We start from the raw sequence: 17,002 nt of genomic DNA, 5'->3' as shown, positions 1-17,002 counted from the left end.
TTCGGATCATGGCTTCAGATATGCACTGGAGACATGGTTGCGATGAGACTGCGCCAGATCGAGGTATTTCGGGCAGTGATGATCGCGGGGTCCGTCAGTGGGGCCGCGCGCATGCTGCACGTCTCGCAGCCGGTCGTCTCACGCGTGCTGCAGCATGCCGAGGTCGGCCTGGGGTTCGAGCTCTTCGAGCGCAGACGCGGCCGTCTCGTGCCGACCCCGGAGGCGCAGGCGCTGTTCTCACAGGTTCAGCGCGCCTGGAGCGAGATCGAGCGTGTCGACGCCTTGTCGGCCAATCTGCGCCACGGCGCATCCGGATTGCTGCGGGTCGCAGCCACCCCGTCACTGGCAGGAAGCGTGCTCCCCGCTGCGCTCGCAGCCATGCGCGCAGCACACCCCGCGGTCGAGTGCGATCTGTGGGCGAGCCACACGCACGAAATCCAGGCCCATCTGCTTGCCTACGAGATCGAGGTCGGCATCGCGATCGAGGCCCCCGCACACGTCGCACTGGCACGCACGGCCTTTGCGCAGGGTGAGATGGTGCTGGCCACGCCGCGCACCTGGCTGGTCGACGCCGTGCGCCCGGGGCACCGGACATGGCTGGCGGGGCGCCCTTTCATCGCACTGGCCGAGCACACTCCGCTGGGCGAGCGCCTGGCCATGCGCTTGGATCAGGTCGGCTGGGTACCGCAACGCGCCTTCCAGGTCCAGACCTACGCGCTCGCCGCAACGCTGGTGGAGCACGGCCTGGGCTACGCTTTCATCGACAGCCTGACGGCTGCCAGCCTCGCCCCCGAGCGCGTCGCCGTACTGCGACTCTCGCCGGCAATGCCGTTCGATGTCCATCTCCTGCGTCACGGCAACGCACCCGCCTCCGTGCTCAGCCGTCGACTCGAGGCTTGCCTGGGCACCGCCGCCGGGCAGCTCGCGCGTGCGCTGGCCGATCGCAGCCTCCCGGAGCGCCTCGCCCTCCCCCTCCCCCACATGCCCTGCATGCCTCAGCGGCCGGGCCAGTCGGAGGCGGTGAGGGCGAACTTGTAGGCGAAGGCGCTCCAGGGGTCGCCACGGCGCAGGGCGTCGATGAATCCTGCCCGATCGGTGATCCAGCTGCCGCCCATCAGGGTGACCCCGCGCGCGAAGAGCGGGTCGGGGACGCAGCCTGCGCTGGGACCGATGAGGACGATGCGCTCGGCGCCCCGACACTGGGCAAGCATGTCGTCGACGGTGTGGTTGAGCAGGATGGTGCTGGTCGAGAGCACCTTGTTGCAACCCTGGAGTTCGGCCGCATCCAGGGTGACGTGGTAGCCGTCGTATTGGCCGGCATAGTCCGGGTTGAGCTCGACCACCGTGAGGCGCGCACCCGCTGCAGTCACCTGTTTGAGCAGCGGCGAAAACAGGCCAACCATACCGACGTGATCCCCCGCCTGCGGGGCGATGCCGCCGATGGAGTCGGTGGCACGCGGCGGGGCGAAGCCCATGCGGTCCATGACCGTACGCGACAGCGCGTTGCACGCGGCAAAGCCCAGCGTGCGGCGCAGCTCCTGCGCAGGATCCTGCGACGCCGTGTGCGCGCGGCCCGACGGCGCCGCAAACGCCCGCGCCAGTTCCAGCGCCTCCATGCCGACGAGCCCCTCCCCGCCACCCGACTGGATCAGCCGCTGCAAGGTGTGATCGAGCAGCACGTACGAGAGCCCCAGCGCACCATCGTCCAGCTCGAGCGCGCAGAACTCGCCGCTCTTCGAGGCCGCAGCCTCGGCCGGTGGCAGATGCAGGGCACGCACCCGCGGCACCGGCTGGCCGGCGGTCGCGTGTTCGAGCTGGGCAACGAGGTCGGCGGCAAAACTCATGAGGGATCTCCTCGGTGAAGGCCGGCACGCACTGCGGCAGCTGCGGCCTGGGGGCTCACGGTGCGCGCGCGGTTCTCGGGGCTGCGCAGCGCACCGGGGAAGTAGCGCGCGGTCAGCTGTTGCGAATGTACCGGCGAGCTGCCCGCCTTGGCGCCTTCGCCTCGCACGGTCGCCTCGGAGCGGCCGTAACGACGCCAGTCACGCACCCAATGGATGTCATCGGCAAGCTCGAGCAGACCGATGGTTTCGCGGTCGCCGATCAGGATGCCCTGCACGCGCAGCCCGTGTTCGCGGCGCACGGCGTGCAGACGCTCGGCCAGCATCGGCGTGGCGCCGAACTCGCCATCGGAGGCGATGAGCAGGTCGGCCTGGCGCCAGCTTGTGTCCTCCATACGAGCGATGGCTCGCTCGAGCGGGCCGCAGATGTCGGTCCCGCCGCCGAAGCCTTGGGCAAGGAAGGCCGCGAGCCGGCGCACGCCCTCATAATCGATCCCCACGGCCAGCTCCACGACCTCGTCCGGCCCGCCAAAGGCGAAGATGTGGCAGGCGCGCCCCTGAGCATGCGCGCTACGCACTGCTTCCAGCACGACGGCCTTGGCCACGGACTCCGCGCCGCCCTGCATGGATCCGGAGGTGTCGACGCAGATCAGCATCGGCCCCATCTCCAGCCGCGTTGCCGGAGCCGGGCGCGGACTCGGACGCTGCGCCGGCGTCGGCCCCTGACGCAGCGCCGGCAAGGTATCGTCGTCCTCGTAGACCAGCAGCGTGCGCTCGGCGCGACGCGCGTGCCACACCAGACGCAGTTGCGGGTGGCCGAGCAGCATCGCCTCGGCAGGCAGCATGCGGGCGATGCGCCCGGAGCGCCGCACACCGCGCGTGGCCCCCGGCATCTCCGGCACACGCACGCTGTGCGAGGTGGCGCGCAGCGCCTGCGCCGGCTCGAGCGCCTCCTCCAGTGCGTGATGGGCGTCGCCGGGTGCGTCGGTCGGCAGCGCCCGCCCCAGACCACGGAGGATGCGCACAAGCTCGGGCAGGCGCTCGATGAGCGCACGGATACGCACCACTTCTGGCCATTCGCGGCTGCGCAGCAGACCGCGCAGCGCATCCCAGCGGGTGTTCTTGAGCAGGTCCCCCAGCTCACCGAACGCGCCGATCAGCGCATCCACCTCGCCGCAGCGCTCGGCCCAGTCCGCAGAGAAGGCCGCCACCGCCATCGCGCGCGCCTCCGCCTCGCTTGCACCACGGTCGCGGTAGTCCACGATCAGGTCGAGATGAAAGAGCAGCCCCTGCAGTACGGTATCGGTGAGCGCTTCATCGCCGCGGCAGTAGGTGGCCAGGCGCAGTTGCTCGAAGCAGGCACACACGGCCTGCGCAAGCGGAAAAGCGGGCCACTCAGGCACGGGCGCCGGAAGCACGCCCTGGAGCAGCGCCGTCCGCCAGATCTCGAGTGCCTGCAGACGGTCATCGAGCCCCCCGGCTGCATGCGTCAGTCCACCCAGCCAAAGCCCCCTTGGCAAACGGTCGAGCGCCTCCAGCGGCGCCTCGAGGGATTCGAACAGCACCGGCCGCACACTTTGGGGCGGCTGATCGGCGCGGTGGTGGTCGGCCATCGGGGCCTTACTCCGCCAGCGGCAGGTGTTCGACCGGCGCCGGGGCCACGCCATCGGTGTCCAGGCGCGGCAGCGACTCGAAGCCGAGCCGGGTCGCTCGCGCACGCGCCTCCAGCCCTTCCAGCGCCTCTCGGACAGCGGCAAGCTGGGCGCCCGAAGCCGCCACGAAGCCCGGATCGACCCACAAGGACTGGGCGGCCCAGGCCTCCAGCTCGCTGCAGCGTTCGTCCAGTTCCGCCCGGTAACGCGCGATACGCCCGATCAGGGCGTCGATCTGGCCGGTGCGTGCGGCGACATGCAGCGCGCCATAGCGCCGCTTGTGCGCGTAGGTCATGCGCAGCGCCGCCGCGCCGCCCTTGGCATCGCCGATCTCCTGTGCAAGCTGGCGCGACATTTCCCCCGCCAGTTCGGCCGCGTGCGCAGTTGCAGAGAAGCGCAAACGGCCCGACGCGTCGTAATCGAGGTCATTGGCCTCGCGTTCGGCCTTGAGCTGGGCCTCGAAGGCCTCCACCACCCGCGCCACGCGTGGCGGCGAGCTCGCCTCCCGCACACCCAGGCGCGCCGCGAGCCAGTCCGCCACGGTGCGCCTCGACGCCGCGTCGAAGGCGACGCAGGACGGCAGCAAGGCCAGATCCCACTCCACCACCCGGTCGCGGCCCTCGCTCGCCGCTGCGGTGCGCAGCAGGTGCGCGATCTTCACCCAGCGCCGGTCGGACACGTAGCGGCCGTGCTCGACCAGCCACGCGCGCAACTCGGCCAGGCGCGCCAGCACGGCCGGCGACAGCGGCGTTGCAACTGCCGCACGCGACAGGGCTGAACGCTCGGCCTCGCCAAGCCGCAAGGCCGCCGGCACATTTGGCCACGGCTCCTCTCCGACGCGGTCTTCACCGAGCAAGGCACCGAAGCCCCCGGCCGTCACCGGCTCCACCACGAGGCGGAGCAGGAAGCGGTCGAAGAAGGCCTCTGCCACCTCATCCTCGGGCACGGTATTGGTCGCCCCGAGCACGCTGATCAGGGGGCAATGCACGCGCCCCGCACCATTGTCGAACTCGCGCTCGTTGAGCAGCGTGAGCAGCGCATTGAGGATCGCGCTGTTGGCCTTGAAGACCTCGTCGATGAAGGCGATCGACGCTTCCGGCAGGAAACCGGCGGTATGGCGTTCGTAGCGGTCCTGCTCCAGCCCGCGGATGGACAGCGGCCCGAACAGCTCCTCGGGCACGGTGAAACGGGTGAGGAGGCGCTCGAAGTACTGCGCGCCGGCAAAGGCGAGATGGATGCGCCGCGCAAGCGCGCTCTTGGCCGTCCCCGGCGGACCGATCAGCAGGGTGTGCTCGCCGGCCAGTGCGGCCAGCAGACTCAGGCGCAGCGCCTCGCCGCGCTCGACCAGGCCCGTTTCCAGCACCGCGAGCAGGCGCGCCAGCGCATCCCGCATCGTCCACCGCGCCTCGCTCACGCCTCCGGCCCCTGCATGGCGCCGTAAGCGTGCGTCTTGAGCGTCCCCAGATCGACGACGCGCAAGGCCGCCTCGTGCGTTGCCTCAAGGACGACTGGCGGCGCCACTCCGGCATCGAGCGCCTCCTTCCAGCGCAGTGCGCAAAGGCACCAGCGGTCCCCCGCCCTCAGCCCTGCGAAGCGGTGCTCCGGGCGCGGCGTCGACAGGTCGTTGCCCACGCTGCGCGAGAAGTCCAGAAACGCATCGGTCACGCGCACGCAGATGATGTGACGGCCGAGGTCGTCCGGTCCCGTCTCGCAGCAGCCGGTGCGGTAGAAGCCCGTCAGGGGGGCATAGCTGCATGCCAGCAGGGGCCCGCCCAGCACATTTCTCGATGAACGCATGCTCACGGTCTATTCTCCTCCTTACGATGGATGCCGCGCTGGCGCGGCCTTGTGACAGCGCGGCGCTCCTGCATTCTAGCTGCGCGCCAGGCTCCCGGTCTGCGCTGCGGCCGGCTTCCGTAAACCGCCGCCGAGCATGATCGAACTCATTTTCACTTAGCAGACAAGCCTTGTTTCTGCTATTTTCTGCTTTTTCCTGCGAATCGAAGATTCACCATGGCTTCCAACATCGACACCGGCCGCGAATTCATCAGCACTGCTCAAGCCGCAAAACAGCTGGGTCTCTCGCTGGGTGCGGTCCAGCAGATGGTCGAGAGCGGCACCCTCGCCGGATGGAAGACCGCGGGTGGACACCGCCGCATACGACAGGATTCCGTGGATGCCCTGCTTGCGCGCGCGCGCGGCCCCGGCGTCACCCAGCGCCGCAGCGGTGGCCGCCTGCGCGTGCTCGTGGTGGAGGATGATCGCCTGCTGCAGAACGTCTACCGGCAGAATTTCTCCACCTGGAGCCTGCCCATGGACGTCCGCTACATGGAGCACGGGCTGGATGCCCTGGTCGAGGTCGGGCGCGAGCCACCCGACCTGCTGATCGCCGATCTGCGCATTCCGGGCATCGACGGCTTCGAGATGATCCGCCGCCTGCGCGACAATCCGCTCGCAAGCGAGGTCGCGATCGTCGTCGTGTCGGCGCTCTCGGAGAAGGAGATCGAGGTGGAAGGCGGCCTTCCCGACGATGTGACGGTGTATCGCAAACCGATCCCCTTCCACGAGCTGCGCGGCTACATCCAGGCCCTCATCGCCCAATGCCTGCGTAGCCGCAAGCAAGCCTGAGCGTTCCGCCCACCGCCGCGCCGGGCGCGCCGATGCCCGCCTCTTCGCTGCCGCACTTCGCCGAGATGAGCCTGCGGGCCAGGCTGATCGCGATCTTCATTGCGATCAAGGTGCTGCCCTTGCTGCTGCTCGCACTCTTCGCCTGGCAGGCGGCCACCGATCTGGGCAGGCTCGTCACCCTGCGCGCGGTGAGCATGGCCGACGTCATGCTCGACACCCAACGGCGCACCGGCGCCACGGCGATTGGTGACGCCATCGAGGCGCTCGATGACCGCGCTCGCGAAGCGATCGAAGCGCTCACCACCGATGTGGCACGCGAAGTCGCGCGCTTCCTGTACGACCGCGACCAGGACATCCTGCGCGCAGCCGGGATCCCACCCGCAGCGGACGCCTACCGTCGCTTCCTGGATACCCACCTGCGCCTGCTCGAGGAGCACGCGCCGTACGCGCTGGACGTCGACGGCACGCGCTGGGTCGAAGCCGATCCCGCACCGCACAGGCCAGCGCTGGTCCGCACCCCGCTCCCCGACAACGCGGGCAGCTTCCACTACCGCACGCCGGATCCGCGCACCCACCAGACCTTACGCCCGCTCTTCCTGGAGATGAGTTTCATCGACCTGGATGGCCACGAGCGCATCAAGGTGCACAGTGACCGCGCCCTCGGCCTGCTTGACCCGGCGCTACGCGACATCCGCGATCCCGCACACACTTTCGTGCGCGCCGAAACCTACTGGCCCGCGCTGCAAAAGCTCGTCCCCGGCGAGATCCACGTATCCCGCGTCATCGGCGCCCAGGTGCATACACACTGGATTGGTGAGTACACTCCGCACGAGGCACGAAGGCAAGGCAAGCCCTTCGCGCCCGAGGCATCGGGTTACGCCGGCCTGGAGAATCCGGTGGGCGTCCGCTTCCGTGGTCTGGTTCGCTGGGCCACACCGGTCGTGCGCGATGGACAGATCACGGGCTATGTGACGCTTGCGCTCGACCACGCCCACATCATGGCCTTCACCGACACCCTGCGCCCCACCCCCGAGCGCCACGCACCGATCGCCGATCCGGCCTCGGGCAACTACGCCTTCATGTGGGATGACGAAGGGCACAACATCTCGCACGCGCGAGACTACTTCATCCACGGCTTCGACCCCGCCACCGGCCAGCACGCCGTGCCTTGGCTGGACACAGAGCTCTTCAATGCCTGGCAGGCGAGCGGGCTGGAGTGGACGCATTTCGCAGCAACCGTCCCGGCCTATCGCGACCAGCGCCTCAGCCGCGAACCCCATCCTGAATCGACTGCCTCCGGACAGGTGGGCCTGGACTGTCGTTACCTGAGCTTTTCCCCTCAATGCCTGGGCTGGCACGACATGACCGAGCACGGCGGTTCGGGCTCCTTTGTCATCGAGTTCAGCGGCCTGCGCAAACTCACCACGGTCGCGGCCATCCCCTACCACACCGGCCCCTACGCTCGCTCGGAGCGCGGTTTCGGCTATGTGACGATCGGGGCGAACATCGACGAGTTCCACCGCGCCGCCACCGAATCCGGGCGCCGCATCGGCCAGATGATCGACGCCGCAGACCTGCAGACCCGCCAAGCCCGCGACAAACTCGTCTCGGACATCCGCCGCACCCTGCGCCAGACCTCGGCCGGGCTCGCCGTCTCCACCCTGATCATGGCAGTCGCCGTGATCCTGATCGCGATCTGGATGGCGAACCTGCTCTCGCGGCGCATCACCGACGTCGTCGACGGTATCCATCGTTTCGAGAAGGGCGAGCTCGACCACCGTCTCACCCCGCATGGCCGCGACGAACTCGCGGAACTCGCGCGCTCCTTCAATCGCATGGCCGACACCGTGCGCACCTCGATCCTCGACATGGACCACGCGCGCGTCAGTGCGGAGCAGTCGAACCGAATGAAGAGCGAGTTCCTTGCCAACATGTCGCACGAACTGCGCACCCCACTCAACGGCATCATCGGCTTCGCAGACCTGCTGGCGGCCGAACTCGAAAGCCCGGAGCACCGTCATTTCGCCGACACCATCGGACACAGCAGCCGCCACCTGCTGGCCGTGCTCAACGACGTGCTCGACCTCGCCAAGGTCGAAGCCAACCGCATGCGCATCCACCCCGAGACCTTTGACCTCTGCGCGCTGCTCAGATCGGTTGCGGCACTGCATCAGGTCAGCGCCGAGGCCAAGCGGATCAGCCTCGCCACCCGGTTGCCCGAGGCGCCCTGCCGCATCACCGCCGATCCGGTGCGCGTCCGCCAGATCGTGGAGAACCTCGTTTCCAATGCGATCAAGTTCACGCTCGAAGGCGGCGTCGAGATCACGCTGACACCGGGCCCCGAGGCCGTGCGGCTCACTGTCTCCGACACCGGCATCGGCATCACTGCGGAAGAGCTCGAGCGGATCTTCGACCCCTTCTATCAGGCACGCCCCTTCCTCAACCGGACCCACGGCGGCACCGGGCTGGGGCTCACCCTGTCGCGTCGCCTGGCAACGATGATGGGCGGCGAGATCCACGCCATCAGCACCCCGGGGCACGGAGCACGCTTCGACCTGCACCTGCCCTGCCAGCCTCCCCCGCACCTCCCGGAGGAAAACACATGAACACGCTCGCATTCGTCGTCGACGACAGCCCCGTCAACCTCAACATCGCAGCCGTGCTGCTGCAGCGCACCGGGTGGGCGGTGGAGTCCTTCGCAAGCGCCCTGCCCATGCTCGAACGCCTGGACGCACAGCAGCCCTTCGTCATCCTGCTCGACATCTCGATGCCCGGCATGAGCGGAGAGGAAGCCTGCCGCCGTATCCGCGCAAACCCTGCGCTCGACGCCATCCGCCTCGTCGCCTACACCGCTCATGCACACGACGAGGACCACAGGCGGTATATCGCCTGCGGTTTCGACGCGGTCCTCACGAAACCGATCACGCCGTCCTCGGTGGTCGAAACCATCGGCACTGCCGCAAGCCCGGTGCCGCGCACATCATGATCTCCCCGCCGAAGGCCACCCCGATGCAATCCCCACAGCCCACCATCCCGCCCTGCCACTTCTCACCCGAAGCACTGCGCGAAGACCTGTTCGGCAGCCAGTCCGCCCTCGACGCTGTGCTGCAGACCGTATCGCCCTGGCTGACCGAAATGCGCGAGCGTCTGCTGGAGGCCGCTGCAGCGCAAGACGTTGCCAAGCTGGCCCGCCACGCCCACACCCTGCGCGGCGCCCTCATGCAACTTCACGCCGACACCGCCGTGGCGCTCACGCGTACGCTCGAAGCTACCTGCAAACAAGCCGACGACGTGCCGGGCGCCCCGCAAGTCCACGCGCATCTCTCCGCGCTCCTCACCGAACTCGAGTCCCTTCACGCCGAGGTCGACCAGCTCCTCTCGGCGCAGCAGCGCTGACACCCAACGGCGCGCACTACCCACGCCACCGTTACCCGCACGGCTGCGAGTTGCTTGACGCCCCCAAGGCCGCCTGAAAGCAATTGGCGGGCGCGCATTTGAGTGGAAAACCCTTCCCTGAGCGCCACCTTGCCGCTATACTCTCGGGCTCGTCACGGACAGGTGGATGAGTGGTTTAAGTCGCACGCCTGGAAAGCGTGTTTGGGATAATATCCCAACGCGGGTTCGAATCCCGCCCTGTCCGCCAGAACACCAGCAAAAACGCGCCTTTCGGCGCGTTTTTGCTTTCCAAGCCATCACTGCAGCTTCACTTCGTGGGGGTCGTGGCTCTTTAAGTGGCACGGTCGAGACCTTGTGCAGTCGGACGTGACGGCAGAGACGCTCCACCGTAACGGCGGGCTGGACATGCCTGAGACGCGGTCAGCGGCTGCGCACAGGTCGCCGCACCGTCCGCCCTCGTCATCGAGCTCCAACCTAGCAGCGAACACAAGCCCCCGTCAGCGCGAAAGCTCCACCAGAACACCCGCCAGGACGCGAGCGCCCTCGATCAGGTCGGCCTCGTCCGTATCTTCAGCGGCGTTATGACTGACGCCTCCGTGGCTGGGTACGAACAGCATTGCAGACGGGCAATGGTCGGCCAGGTGCATTGCATCATGGAAGGCGCCCGAAACGATTCGACAGTACGGTTCACCCGAGGCGAAAACGGCTGCCTCGACGATCGACACAACTTCATTGGCAAATACCGTCGGCGCACGCTGCATAAGACACCGCACTTCGGCGACGCAACTGCCGGCGCCTTGGCTCACGATCTCCCGAATACGGCTTTCGCATTCACTCAATGTCGTTTCGTCCGGATGGCGCAAATCGATGGTGAACGTTGCACGCTCAGCAACCGTGTTGATGGCCCCTTGAGCCACATCGAAGCGCCCCACTGTCAAGCGCAGCGCAGGGTCCTCGAGCAAAGCAGCCATTTCACCGATACGAGCGACCGTCGTTGCTGCGGTCATCAAGGCGTCACGACGACTGTCTAGCGGTGCCGTCCCTGCATGCGCACTGCTCCCGCGCACAGTGATCTCGAACCAACGCACGCCTTGGATCCCGGTGACGACGCCCAACTTGAGACCAGAAGCTTCCAGAATAGGGCCCTGCTCGATGTGCGCCTCCACATAGGCCTTCAGCGGACGAGCGAGCGGCACCTCACCGGCCTCAGGTAACGCTGCGGAGGTAGCATCACGCTCCGACTCGAAGCGGACCCCATCGACATCGGCGCTATCCAGGAAAGCCGCCAGAGACGCCGGCTCGACAAATGCGCTAGAGCCCATCGCGCCCGGACTGAAGCGTGAGCCCTCCTCATTGGTCCAGACGGCCAACTCGATTGGATGCTGCGTCTGAATTCCCGCCGAATCGAGCGCCAACAAGGCTTCGAGCCCCGCGATGACCCCATAGGCCCCGTCCAGCCAGCCTCCAACGGGTTGCGTGTCAATGTGGCTACCTGTCATGACCGGTGGCAGGCTGTCATCGGTGCCGGCGCGGCGAAGGAAAAGATTGGCCGCCGCATCGATGTGCCAGCTGTAGCGTTGACCTGTCACTTGCTGGATGAGCCAGCGCCGGGCCTCGCGCTCGGCGGCGGTCAGCGCCTCGCGCGCCACGCCGCCGTCCGCGCGACCGCCGAAGCTTGCCAGCGCGCGCTGCATGCCGATCAGCCGCCTGCCGTCCACATGGGCCATGGCCTGGCGCGCATCTTCGCTCAGCGATGGGAGGGGTGTTGTCGCACTCATCGCAGTGCGCCTCAAGTCCGGTTCAGTGCGGCGGTGACGGCCCTGCCCATCTCCGTCGTATCCGCTGACCCACCGAGATCGGGCGTGCGCGGGCCGTGTTCCAGCACGTGCTCGATGGCGACGACAAGCTCACGTGCTGCCGCAAGGCATGCGGGCTGTTGCTCGCCGAGGAACTCGAGCATCAGTGCGGCCGACCAGATCATCCCCACGGGATTGGCGATGTTTCGGCCATAGATGTCGGGCGCGGAGCCATGCACAGGCTCGAACAGCGAGGGGAAGCGACGCTCCGGGTTAAGGTTCGCCGAGGGCGCGATGCCGATGGTGCCTGCGCATGCGGGCCCGAGGTCGGAAAGGATGTCGCCGAAAAGATTGGAAGCGACAACCACGTCGAAGCGCTCGGGCGAGAGCACGAAGCGGGCGGCAAGGATATCGATGTGGTACTTGTCCCATCGGACGTCAGGGAACCGCTCGGCAGCCACTTCGAGGCGCTCATCCCAGTAAGGCATGCTGATTGCGATGCCGTTCGACTTGGTCGCCGAAGTCAGGTGTTTGCGCTCACGCCGGGACGCCAGCTTGAACGCATAGTCGATCACGCGATCGACGCCGTGACGTGAGAACACTGCCTCCTGCAGCACCACTTCGCGCTCGGTACCGCCAAAGATCTTGCCGCCGAGGTTGGTGTACTCCCCCTCGGTGTTCTCCCGCACGACAAGGAAGTCGATATCGCCGGGCTTCTTCCCTGCGAGCGGGCAAGGCACGCCGGGCATGAGCCGGACCGGACGCAGGTTGATGTACTGGTCGAACTCGCGTCGGAACTTCAGTAGCGAGCCCCACAGGGAGATGTGATCGGGTACGACTTCGGGCCAACCAACGGCCCCAAAGAGGATTGCATCAAAGCCCTTCAGACGCTCGAACCAGTCTGCAGGGAGCATGTCGCCGTGTGCCTGGTAATACTCGGCGCAAGCCCAGTCAAAGTGTTCGTACTCAAGGGCGAGCCCGTGCCGCTCTCCAAGCGCGGCAAGCGCACGCAGGGCTTCGGGCATGACTTCCTTGCCGATCCCGTCACCCGGGATAACGGCGATTCTGGATGCAGACATATTTTTCCTCGTTGAAGGCTTCAGTAGCGGTTGGGCTGCCAGTCGAAGGCGGCTCGGATTGCTTGCGGGACAGATACCCCATTGGCCAGCAGCAAGGCCAGTCGGATGCGGGCCTTGCGCGCGCTCAGGTGCCGCACACCGACGGCTCCGGCTTCTTCCAGCTCGTGCAGGGCGCCGGGAAACTGATAGCTCTGATGAGTCGCGCCGTGCAGGGTGGAGCTGCAGATAAGCGTTGGGAGGCCACGGTCCATCGCCGCGCGCAGTACTGGCATCCAGTCGGGGGGCACGTGACCGCGTCCGACGCCATCGATGACGATGCCGGCCGGGGCGCTTGCGAGCACAGCTTCCAGGAATGCGGCCGACGCACCTGCATACACGGGCAGAACATCGACCCGGGGGAGCGCAGAAGGCCGGACAAGGCGTCGCTGCCGCATGGGGCGCTGCAGGATCTGAACCTCGCCGTTATCGATGAAACCCAGGCAGCCCAGGCCCGGCGCGTCGAACCCATCGAGGCGGAAACTGCTGACCTTGCGCACGAAATTGGCGCTGTACAGCGATTCGTTGAACGCCACCATTACGCCCATGCCGTGTGAGCACCCTGATGCGGCAGCCTCAATCGCGCGTCTCAGATTGGCATGCGCGTCACTGCCCAGCGCATGTGGCACGCGCTGCGACCCGGTGATGATGACGGGCACGTCCGAGGTATCGAGCACGCATTCGAGGAAATACGCGGTGTCCTCGAGCGTGTCCGTTCCATGCGTGATCACGATTCCATCCGCCAGGCCATCGGCCATGAGGGCTTCGCACCGGCGGGCAATCATCACCCAATCCGCGGCGTCAATGGCGTTGCTGGGTTTTTGCAGCACCGACTCGACCTCAACCCGGACATCGTCGGCCAGCGCCAGCGCCTGAACCAATGCCTCTCCCGGGAGTGCTCCGGAGACGTTGCGGCCGTTCTCGCCCGGGGCGCTGGCAATCGTGCCCCCCGTCGAAAGCAGGAAGATGCGCTTCATGATTATCAGTAAAGTGCGTTGGGAAGCAGCGTGCTGATCGCGGGGATGTAAGTGATCAGCAACAGGGCCACGACCATCAGGCAGATAGTGGGTAGTGCCGCGCGGAAGATCTCGTAAAGGGTCATCTTCGCCACACCCATCGCAACGAAGAGGTTCAGCCCGACCGGCGGTGTGAGCATGCCCACGGACAGGTTCACCAGCGTGATGATGCCGAAGTGGACCGGATCGACACCCACCTGAGCGGCGATGGGCTGCATCAGCGGCGCCAGGATGATGATGGCGGAGGCACTGTCGAGGAAGCAGCCGGCAATCAGCATGATCACGTTGAAAAGCAACATGATGAGGATCGGGGAGTCCGTGCTCGACAAGACTTCCGAGGCGATCTGGGTCGGCGTGCCCGTGCTCGCCAGTATCCAAGAGAATGCGGAAGCACCTGCCGTGATCAGCAGCAAGGTGCCCGACAGCAAACCCGTATTCCGAAGGATCTCAAGGAGCGCACGGAAACTGATGCTCCGGTACACCACGGCACCGACAAACCAGCCGTACAGACATGCGCTTGCTGCTGACTCGGTCGGCGTGAAGACGCCGCTATAGATTCCACCAAGAAGAATGACAGGCAGACCAAGTCCCCATGCGGAGCGCTTGAACGCCGCGCCGATCTGCTTCAGCGACGGGAAGGGGTCACGCGAGTAATTGTTCCGGATCGCGTACCAGGTGGTGTACGCGATGAGCAGTCCGCCAATGAGCAATGCGGGCAGCAGGCCGCCGGCAAAGAGCTTTCCAACCGAAGTACCAGTGACCGAACCATAGATGATGAGCGCGATGCTGGGCGGAACGATGGGACCAAGTGTCCCTGCCGTCGCGATCAGGCCGATGGAGAAATACTTGTTGTAGCCGGCAGCCACCATGGCCGGATACATGATCGTGCCGATCGCGATGACGGTTGCCGGACTCGAGCCGGAGATTGACCCGAAGAACAGACAAGCCAGAACGGTCGCAGCGGCCAACCCCCCGGGTAGCCAGCCGATGAGCGCCTTGGCGAGTTCGATGAGCCGGTCGGACAGCCCGCCGATGCGCATCAACTCGGCCGCGAGAATGAAGAACGGGATCGACATCAGGGAGAAGTTGTTCATCCCTGAGAACATCCGCATCGGCACCACCAGCGGATCGATCCCTCCAAAGAAATACAGCGCAGCCGTAACCGCCAGTGCAAGTGCTGCAAAGATCGGCAGACCGAAGAGCAGCAGGCTGAAGAAGATGGGGACCAGAGCGGAGATCATTGCGTGCCCTTCCTCAGGTCGCGCTCATGGTGGTCGCAAGGGGCTTGTAGTCCTTGCCAGCCACGAGGGTCTGAAAGATCAAAAGGTACCGGGCCAGCATGAAAGCGCCCGCCACGGGAATCGTCAGGTAGATGTAGGCCACGGGGATCTGCATTGCCGGCGAGAGCTGCCCCATGCTGGACGTGTTGATGAAGAGTCGTCCCCCGTAATAGACCAGCGTGGCGGCAAAGATGAACCCCAGGATCGTCGCCACGTACTTCAGGACGCGGGTGAGCCGGGGGCCGGCAAATGCGTACAACATTTCCACCGAGATGTGGGCGGCGTACCGCACTCCCATACTGGCGGCCAGGAAGCTCATCGTGATCAGTGAATACAGGATGAGCTCTTCGGACCAGTACAACGAGTTATTGAATACGTACCGTGCCACAACCTGCACGATGGCAACGACGGTGGCCACGAGCATCAGGACGACCACCATGATGTTCTCGACCCAGTCGATGAGTTTGTTGAGCGCGTGAATCATTGCCGTCCCCGGTCAGATCAGCGATTAGTTGCCAGCGGCTGCCTTCAGCGCCTTATCGAGCAGTTCAGGCGTAACCCGGGACTCGAACTCCTTGTAGATCGGCTTGGACTTCTCGATGAAAGCTGCACGGCCCTCAGGCGTCAGCTCCCGGATCTCGATCTTGTCCTTGATCTCGGCGATGATGCGCGCATCCTCTTCATCGGTGATCTGGCGGGCGTAGTCGCGGCCCACATCAAAGGCATCCGCCACGACCTTCTTGAGATCATCCGGCAGAGAATTCCACGCCGCCTTGTTCATCACGGCCGCATAGGTGTGATAAGCGTGGCGGGTCAGTGTCAGGTACTTCTGAACCTCATGGAAACGCATCGAATAGATGTTCGCGAACGGGTTCTCCTGGCCCTCGACGACGCCTTGCTGAAGGCCGTTGTACACCTCGGTGAAGGCCATCGCAGTGGGGTTTGCACCATAGGCACGATACGTGGCGAGAATCGCCGGCGCCTGCAGCGTGCGCATCTTGATGTTCTTGAGGTCATCCGGGTGCGTGATCGGGCGAACGTTGTTCGTCATCTGGCGGAAGCCTGCGCCCCAGAAGTTCACGCCGTAGAGGTTGCTCTTGTCGAGCGTGTCGAGCAGCTCACGACCCACTGCGCCATCAAGCACGCGCTTCATCGCGTCGTTGTCAGGCATCAGGAACGGCAGATCGAAGAGGTACATCTTCGGCTCGAAGTTCGCGAGGTTGCCCGTCGGCGGAATCGCGATGTGCACCAGGCCCATCTGGGTCTGTTCGATGATTTCCACGTCCCCGCCCAACTGCGCTGCCGGGCGGATGTTGATCTCGATGCGGCCGTTCGAGTTCTTCTCGACCTCTTCCTTGAACTTCACTGCAGCCTTTGCGTTGGGGGTGCTTTCAACGAGCACGTGCGCGAACGTGAAGTTGAACTCGGCGGCCTGAGCCGCGCCAGAGAACAGGGCTGCCAGCACGGAAGCGACAGCGATCTTTTTCCAGCTCTTCTTGGTTGTCATCTGAATCTCCTCCCTTTTCGGGGTTGGTTGAAATGCAGGAAAAATCAAGCCAGCGCGGGTGCGCGGCCGAGTACGTCGAACCCCCTGCCAATCAGGGACTCGATGTTCAGTGCAATGCCGATCAGGCGCTCTTCAGCCATTGCCGGCCCCATGAGTTGAACACCCACCGGCATGCGACTGGCGTCCAGACCCACAGGCAGGGTCAGCGCGCACCAGCCAAAGAGGTTGCTGATCACGGTGTTGCGCAATGCCATCATGTTGGCTTTGCCGTAGCTCGCTCCGTCGGTGATATCTGCGAGGCGCGGCGGCGTGATCGGCACCGTCGGGGACAGCAGGACATCCACTTCGTCATAGACCTGCGCAGCGCCTGCACCACAACGCTTGAGCACAGCCTTGCGACGCAGGTACTCGACCGAGGAAATCGCCTCGGCGCCTTGGACGCGGGCACGAACCACCGGGTCAAGCTGGTCGATCTTCTGCGGGAAGTGTTCGTTCAGATAAGCCGCCAGCTCGGGGGCGGCCAAACCGCCTTGGCGGAAGATCTCGTAGGCTTCCTCGCAATGGGGCAACTGCAGCCGGACAATGCGGGCCCCGGCCTGCGCGAGGCGGTCGACCGTCGCTTCAACGAGCGCGCCAATGCTCGGTTCGATATCCTCCCAGAAGAAGTTCTCGGTAAGCGCTCCACGAACCCCATTCTTACGTAGCCCCGTTTGAGCCCGCATGCTTCGGCTTCCGTTTTTCAGGGAGCACGAGCATGTCGGAGCGCAGTAC

At 65.7% G+C, this 17,002-nt stretch carries 16 protein-coding genes and 1 tRNA gene; 6 read left to right on the top strand and 11 right to left on the bottom strand.

From position 1 onward, the window contains the following. Nucleotides 1-42 precede the first annotated feature (42 nt). Complete coding sequence (locus ACPT9U_RS12550) at nucleotides 43-1,038, top strand: LysR family transcriptional regulator (protein ID WP_435751177.1); 996 nt, start codon at nucleotides 43-45, stop codon at nucleotides 1,036-1,038. Here ACPT9U_RS12550 and ACPT9U_RS12545 read toward each other — a convergent pair. Genes ACPT9U_RS12545 through ACPT9U_RS12530 form a run of 4 tightly spaced genes read right to left on the bottom strand, consistent with a single transcriptional unit; the run spans nucleotide 996 to nucleotide 5,290 of the window. Continuing rightward, the gene (locus tag ACPT9U_RS12545) at nucleotides 996-1,844 is read right to left on the bottom strand and encodes a Rossmann-like domain-containing protein (protein ID WP_435751176.1); all 849 of its coding nucleotides are present in this window, start codon (nucleotides 1,842-1,844) and stop codon (nucleotides 996-998) included. The genes ACPT9U_RS12550 and ACPT9U_RS12545 overlap by 43 nt on opposite strands. Next, nucleotides 1,841-3,454: a VWA domain-containing protein gene (locus tag ACPT9U_RS12540; protein WP_435751175.1), complete on the bottom strand. Its 1,614-nt coding sequence runs from the start codon at nucleotides 3,452-3,454 to the stop codon at nucleotides 1,841-1,843. The genes ACPT9U_RS12545 and ACPT9U_RS12540 overlap by 4 nt, the downstream gene beginning before the upstream one ends. A gap of 7 nt (nucleotides 3,455-3,461) precedes the next feature. Next, nucleotides 3,462-4,886: an AAA family ATPase gene (locus ACPT9U_RS12535; RefSeq protein ID WP_435751209.1), complete on the bottom strand. Its 1,425-nt coding sequence runs from the start codon at nucleotides 4,884-4,886 to the stop codon at nucleotides 3,462-3,464. Between the two features lie 17 nt (nucleotides 4,887-4,903). Next, nucleotides 4,904-5,290 carry a DUF2237 family protein gene (locus ACPT9U_RS12530; protein ID WP_435751208.1) on the bottom strand — a complete coding sequence of 129 codons (387 nt, stop codon included), beginning with the start codon at nucleotides 5,288-5,290 and terminating at the stop codon, nucleotides 4,904-4,906. A 216-nt stretch (nucleotides 5,291-5,506) separates the two neighbouring features. On the opposite strand from ACPT9U_RS12530, the gene ACPT9U_RS12525 reads away from it, so the two are divergent. The 5 genes from ACPT9U_RS12525 to ACPT9U_RS12505 all read left to right on the top strand — a co-directional run bounded on the left by ACPT9U_RS12525 (nucleotide 5,507) and on the right by ACPT9U_RS12505 (nucleotide 9,764). Then, nucleotides 5,507-6,121 (top strand): response regulator, encoded by a 615-nt coding sequence (locus ACPT9U_RS12525; RefSeq protein WP_418363134.1) that lies wholly within the window; start codon nucleotides 5,507-5,509, stop codon nucleotides 6,119-6,121. Between the two features lie 32 nt (nucleotides 6,122-6,153). After that, a complete protein-coding gene (locus ACPT9U_RS12520; protein ID WP_435751174.1) occupies nucleotides 6,154-8,727 on the top strand; it encodes a sensor histidine kinase in 2,574 nt (857 codons plus the stop codon). Then, nucleotides 8,724-9,107, top strand: a complete 384-nt coding sequence (locus ACPT9U_RS12515) for a response regulator (protein WP_418363136.1) — start codon at nucleotides 8,724-8,726, stop codon at nucleotides 9,105-9,107. The genes ACPT9U_RS12520 and ACPT9U_RS12515 overlap by 4 nt, the downstream gene beginning before the upstream one ends. A 23-nt stretch (nucleotides 9,108-9,130) precedes the next feature. After that, nucleotides 9,131-9,517 carry an Hpt domain-containing protein gene (locus ACPT9U_RS12510; RefSeq protein ID WP_435751172.1) on the top strand — a complete coding sequence of 129 codons (387 nt, stop codon included), beginning with the start codon at nucleotides 9,131-9,133 and terminating at the stop codon, nucleotides 9,515-9,517. Between the two features lie 156 nt (nucleotides 9,518-9,673). Beyond that, nucleotides 9,674-9,764, top strand: a tRNA-Ser gene (locus ACPT9U_RS12505). Between the two features lie 250 nt (nucleotides 9,765-10,014). On the opposite strand, the gene ACPT9U_RS12500 is transcribed toward ACPT9U_RS12505, so the two are convergent. The 7 genes from ACPT9U_RS12500 to ACPT9U_RS12470 all read right to left on the bottom strand — a co-directional run. Then, the gene (locus ACPT9U_RS12500) at nucleotides 10,015-11,295 is read right to left on the bottom strand and encodes a M20 family metallo-hydrolase (RefSeq protein WP_435751171.1); all 1,281 of its coding nucleotides are present in this window, start codon (nucleotides 11,293-11,295) and stop codon (nucleotides 10,015-10,017) included. An 11-nt stretch (nucleotides 11,296-11,306) separates the two neighbouring features. Continuing rightward, on the bottom strand, nucleotides 11,307-12,392 hold the full coding sequence (locus ACPT9U_RS12495; RefSeq protein WP_435751170.1) for a tartrate dehydrogenase: 1,086 nt from the start codon (nucleotides 12,390-12,392) through the stop codon (nucleotides 11,307-11,309). A gap of 20 nt (nucleotides 12,393-12,412) precedes the next feature. Next, complete coding sequence (locus ACPT9U_RS12490) at nucleotides 12,413-13,405, bottom strand: asparaginase (protein ID WP_435751169.1); 993 nt, start codon at nucleotides 13,403-13,405, stop codon at nucleotides 12,413-12,415. A 5-nt stretch (nucleotides 13,406-13,410) separates the two neighbouring features. After that, complete coding sequence (locus ACPT9U_RS12485; RefSeq protein ID WP_435751168.1) at nucleotides 13,411-14,685, bottom strand: TRAP transporter large permease; 1,275 nt, start codon at nucleotides 14,683-14,685, stop codon at nucleotides 13,411-13,413. A 13-nt stretch (nucleotides 14,686-14,698) separates the two neighbouring features. After that, nucleotides 14,699-15,208 carry a TRAP transporter small permease gene (locus tag ACPT9U_RS12480; RefSeq protein WP_418363142.1) on the bottom strand — a complete coding sequence of 170 codons (510 nt, stop codon included), beginning with the start codon at nucleotides 15,206-15,208 and terminating at the stop codon, nucleotides 14,699-14,701. A 24-nt stretch (nucleotides 15,209-15,232) separates the two neighbouring features. Beyond that, nucleotides 15,233-16,231 carry a TRAP transporter substrate-binding protein gene (locus tag ACPT9U_RS12475; protein ID WP_435751167.1) on the bottom strand — a complete coding sequence of 333 codons (999 nt, stop codon included), beginning with the start codon at nucleotides 16,229-16,231 and terminating at the stop codon, nucleotides 15,233-15,235. Nucleotides 16,232-16,275: 44 nt separating this feature from the next. Continuing rightward, nucleotides 16,276-17,002 (bottom strand): amidase family protein (locus ACPT9U_RS12470; RefSeq protein WP_435751166.1); only part of this gene is annotated, 727 nt, incomplete at its 5' end.

The sequence above is a fragment of the Thauera sp. AutoDN2 genome, from assembly GCF_051280715.1.
In the GTDB taxonomy this organism is placed as follows: domain Bacteria; phylum Pseudomonadota; class Gammaproteobacteria; order Burkholderiales; family Rhodocyclaceae; genus Thauera.
The sequence above is the reverse complement of the archived record's forward strand: the minus strand, read 5'-3'. Positions and strand labels throughout refer to the sequence as shown.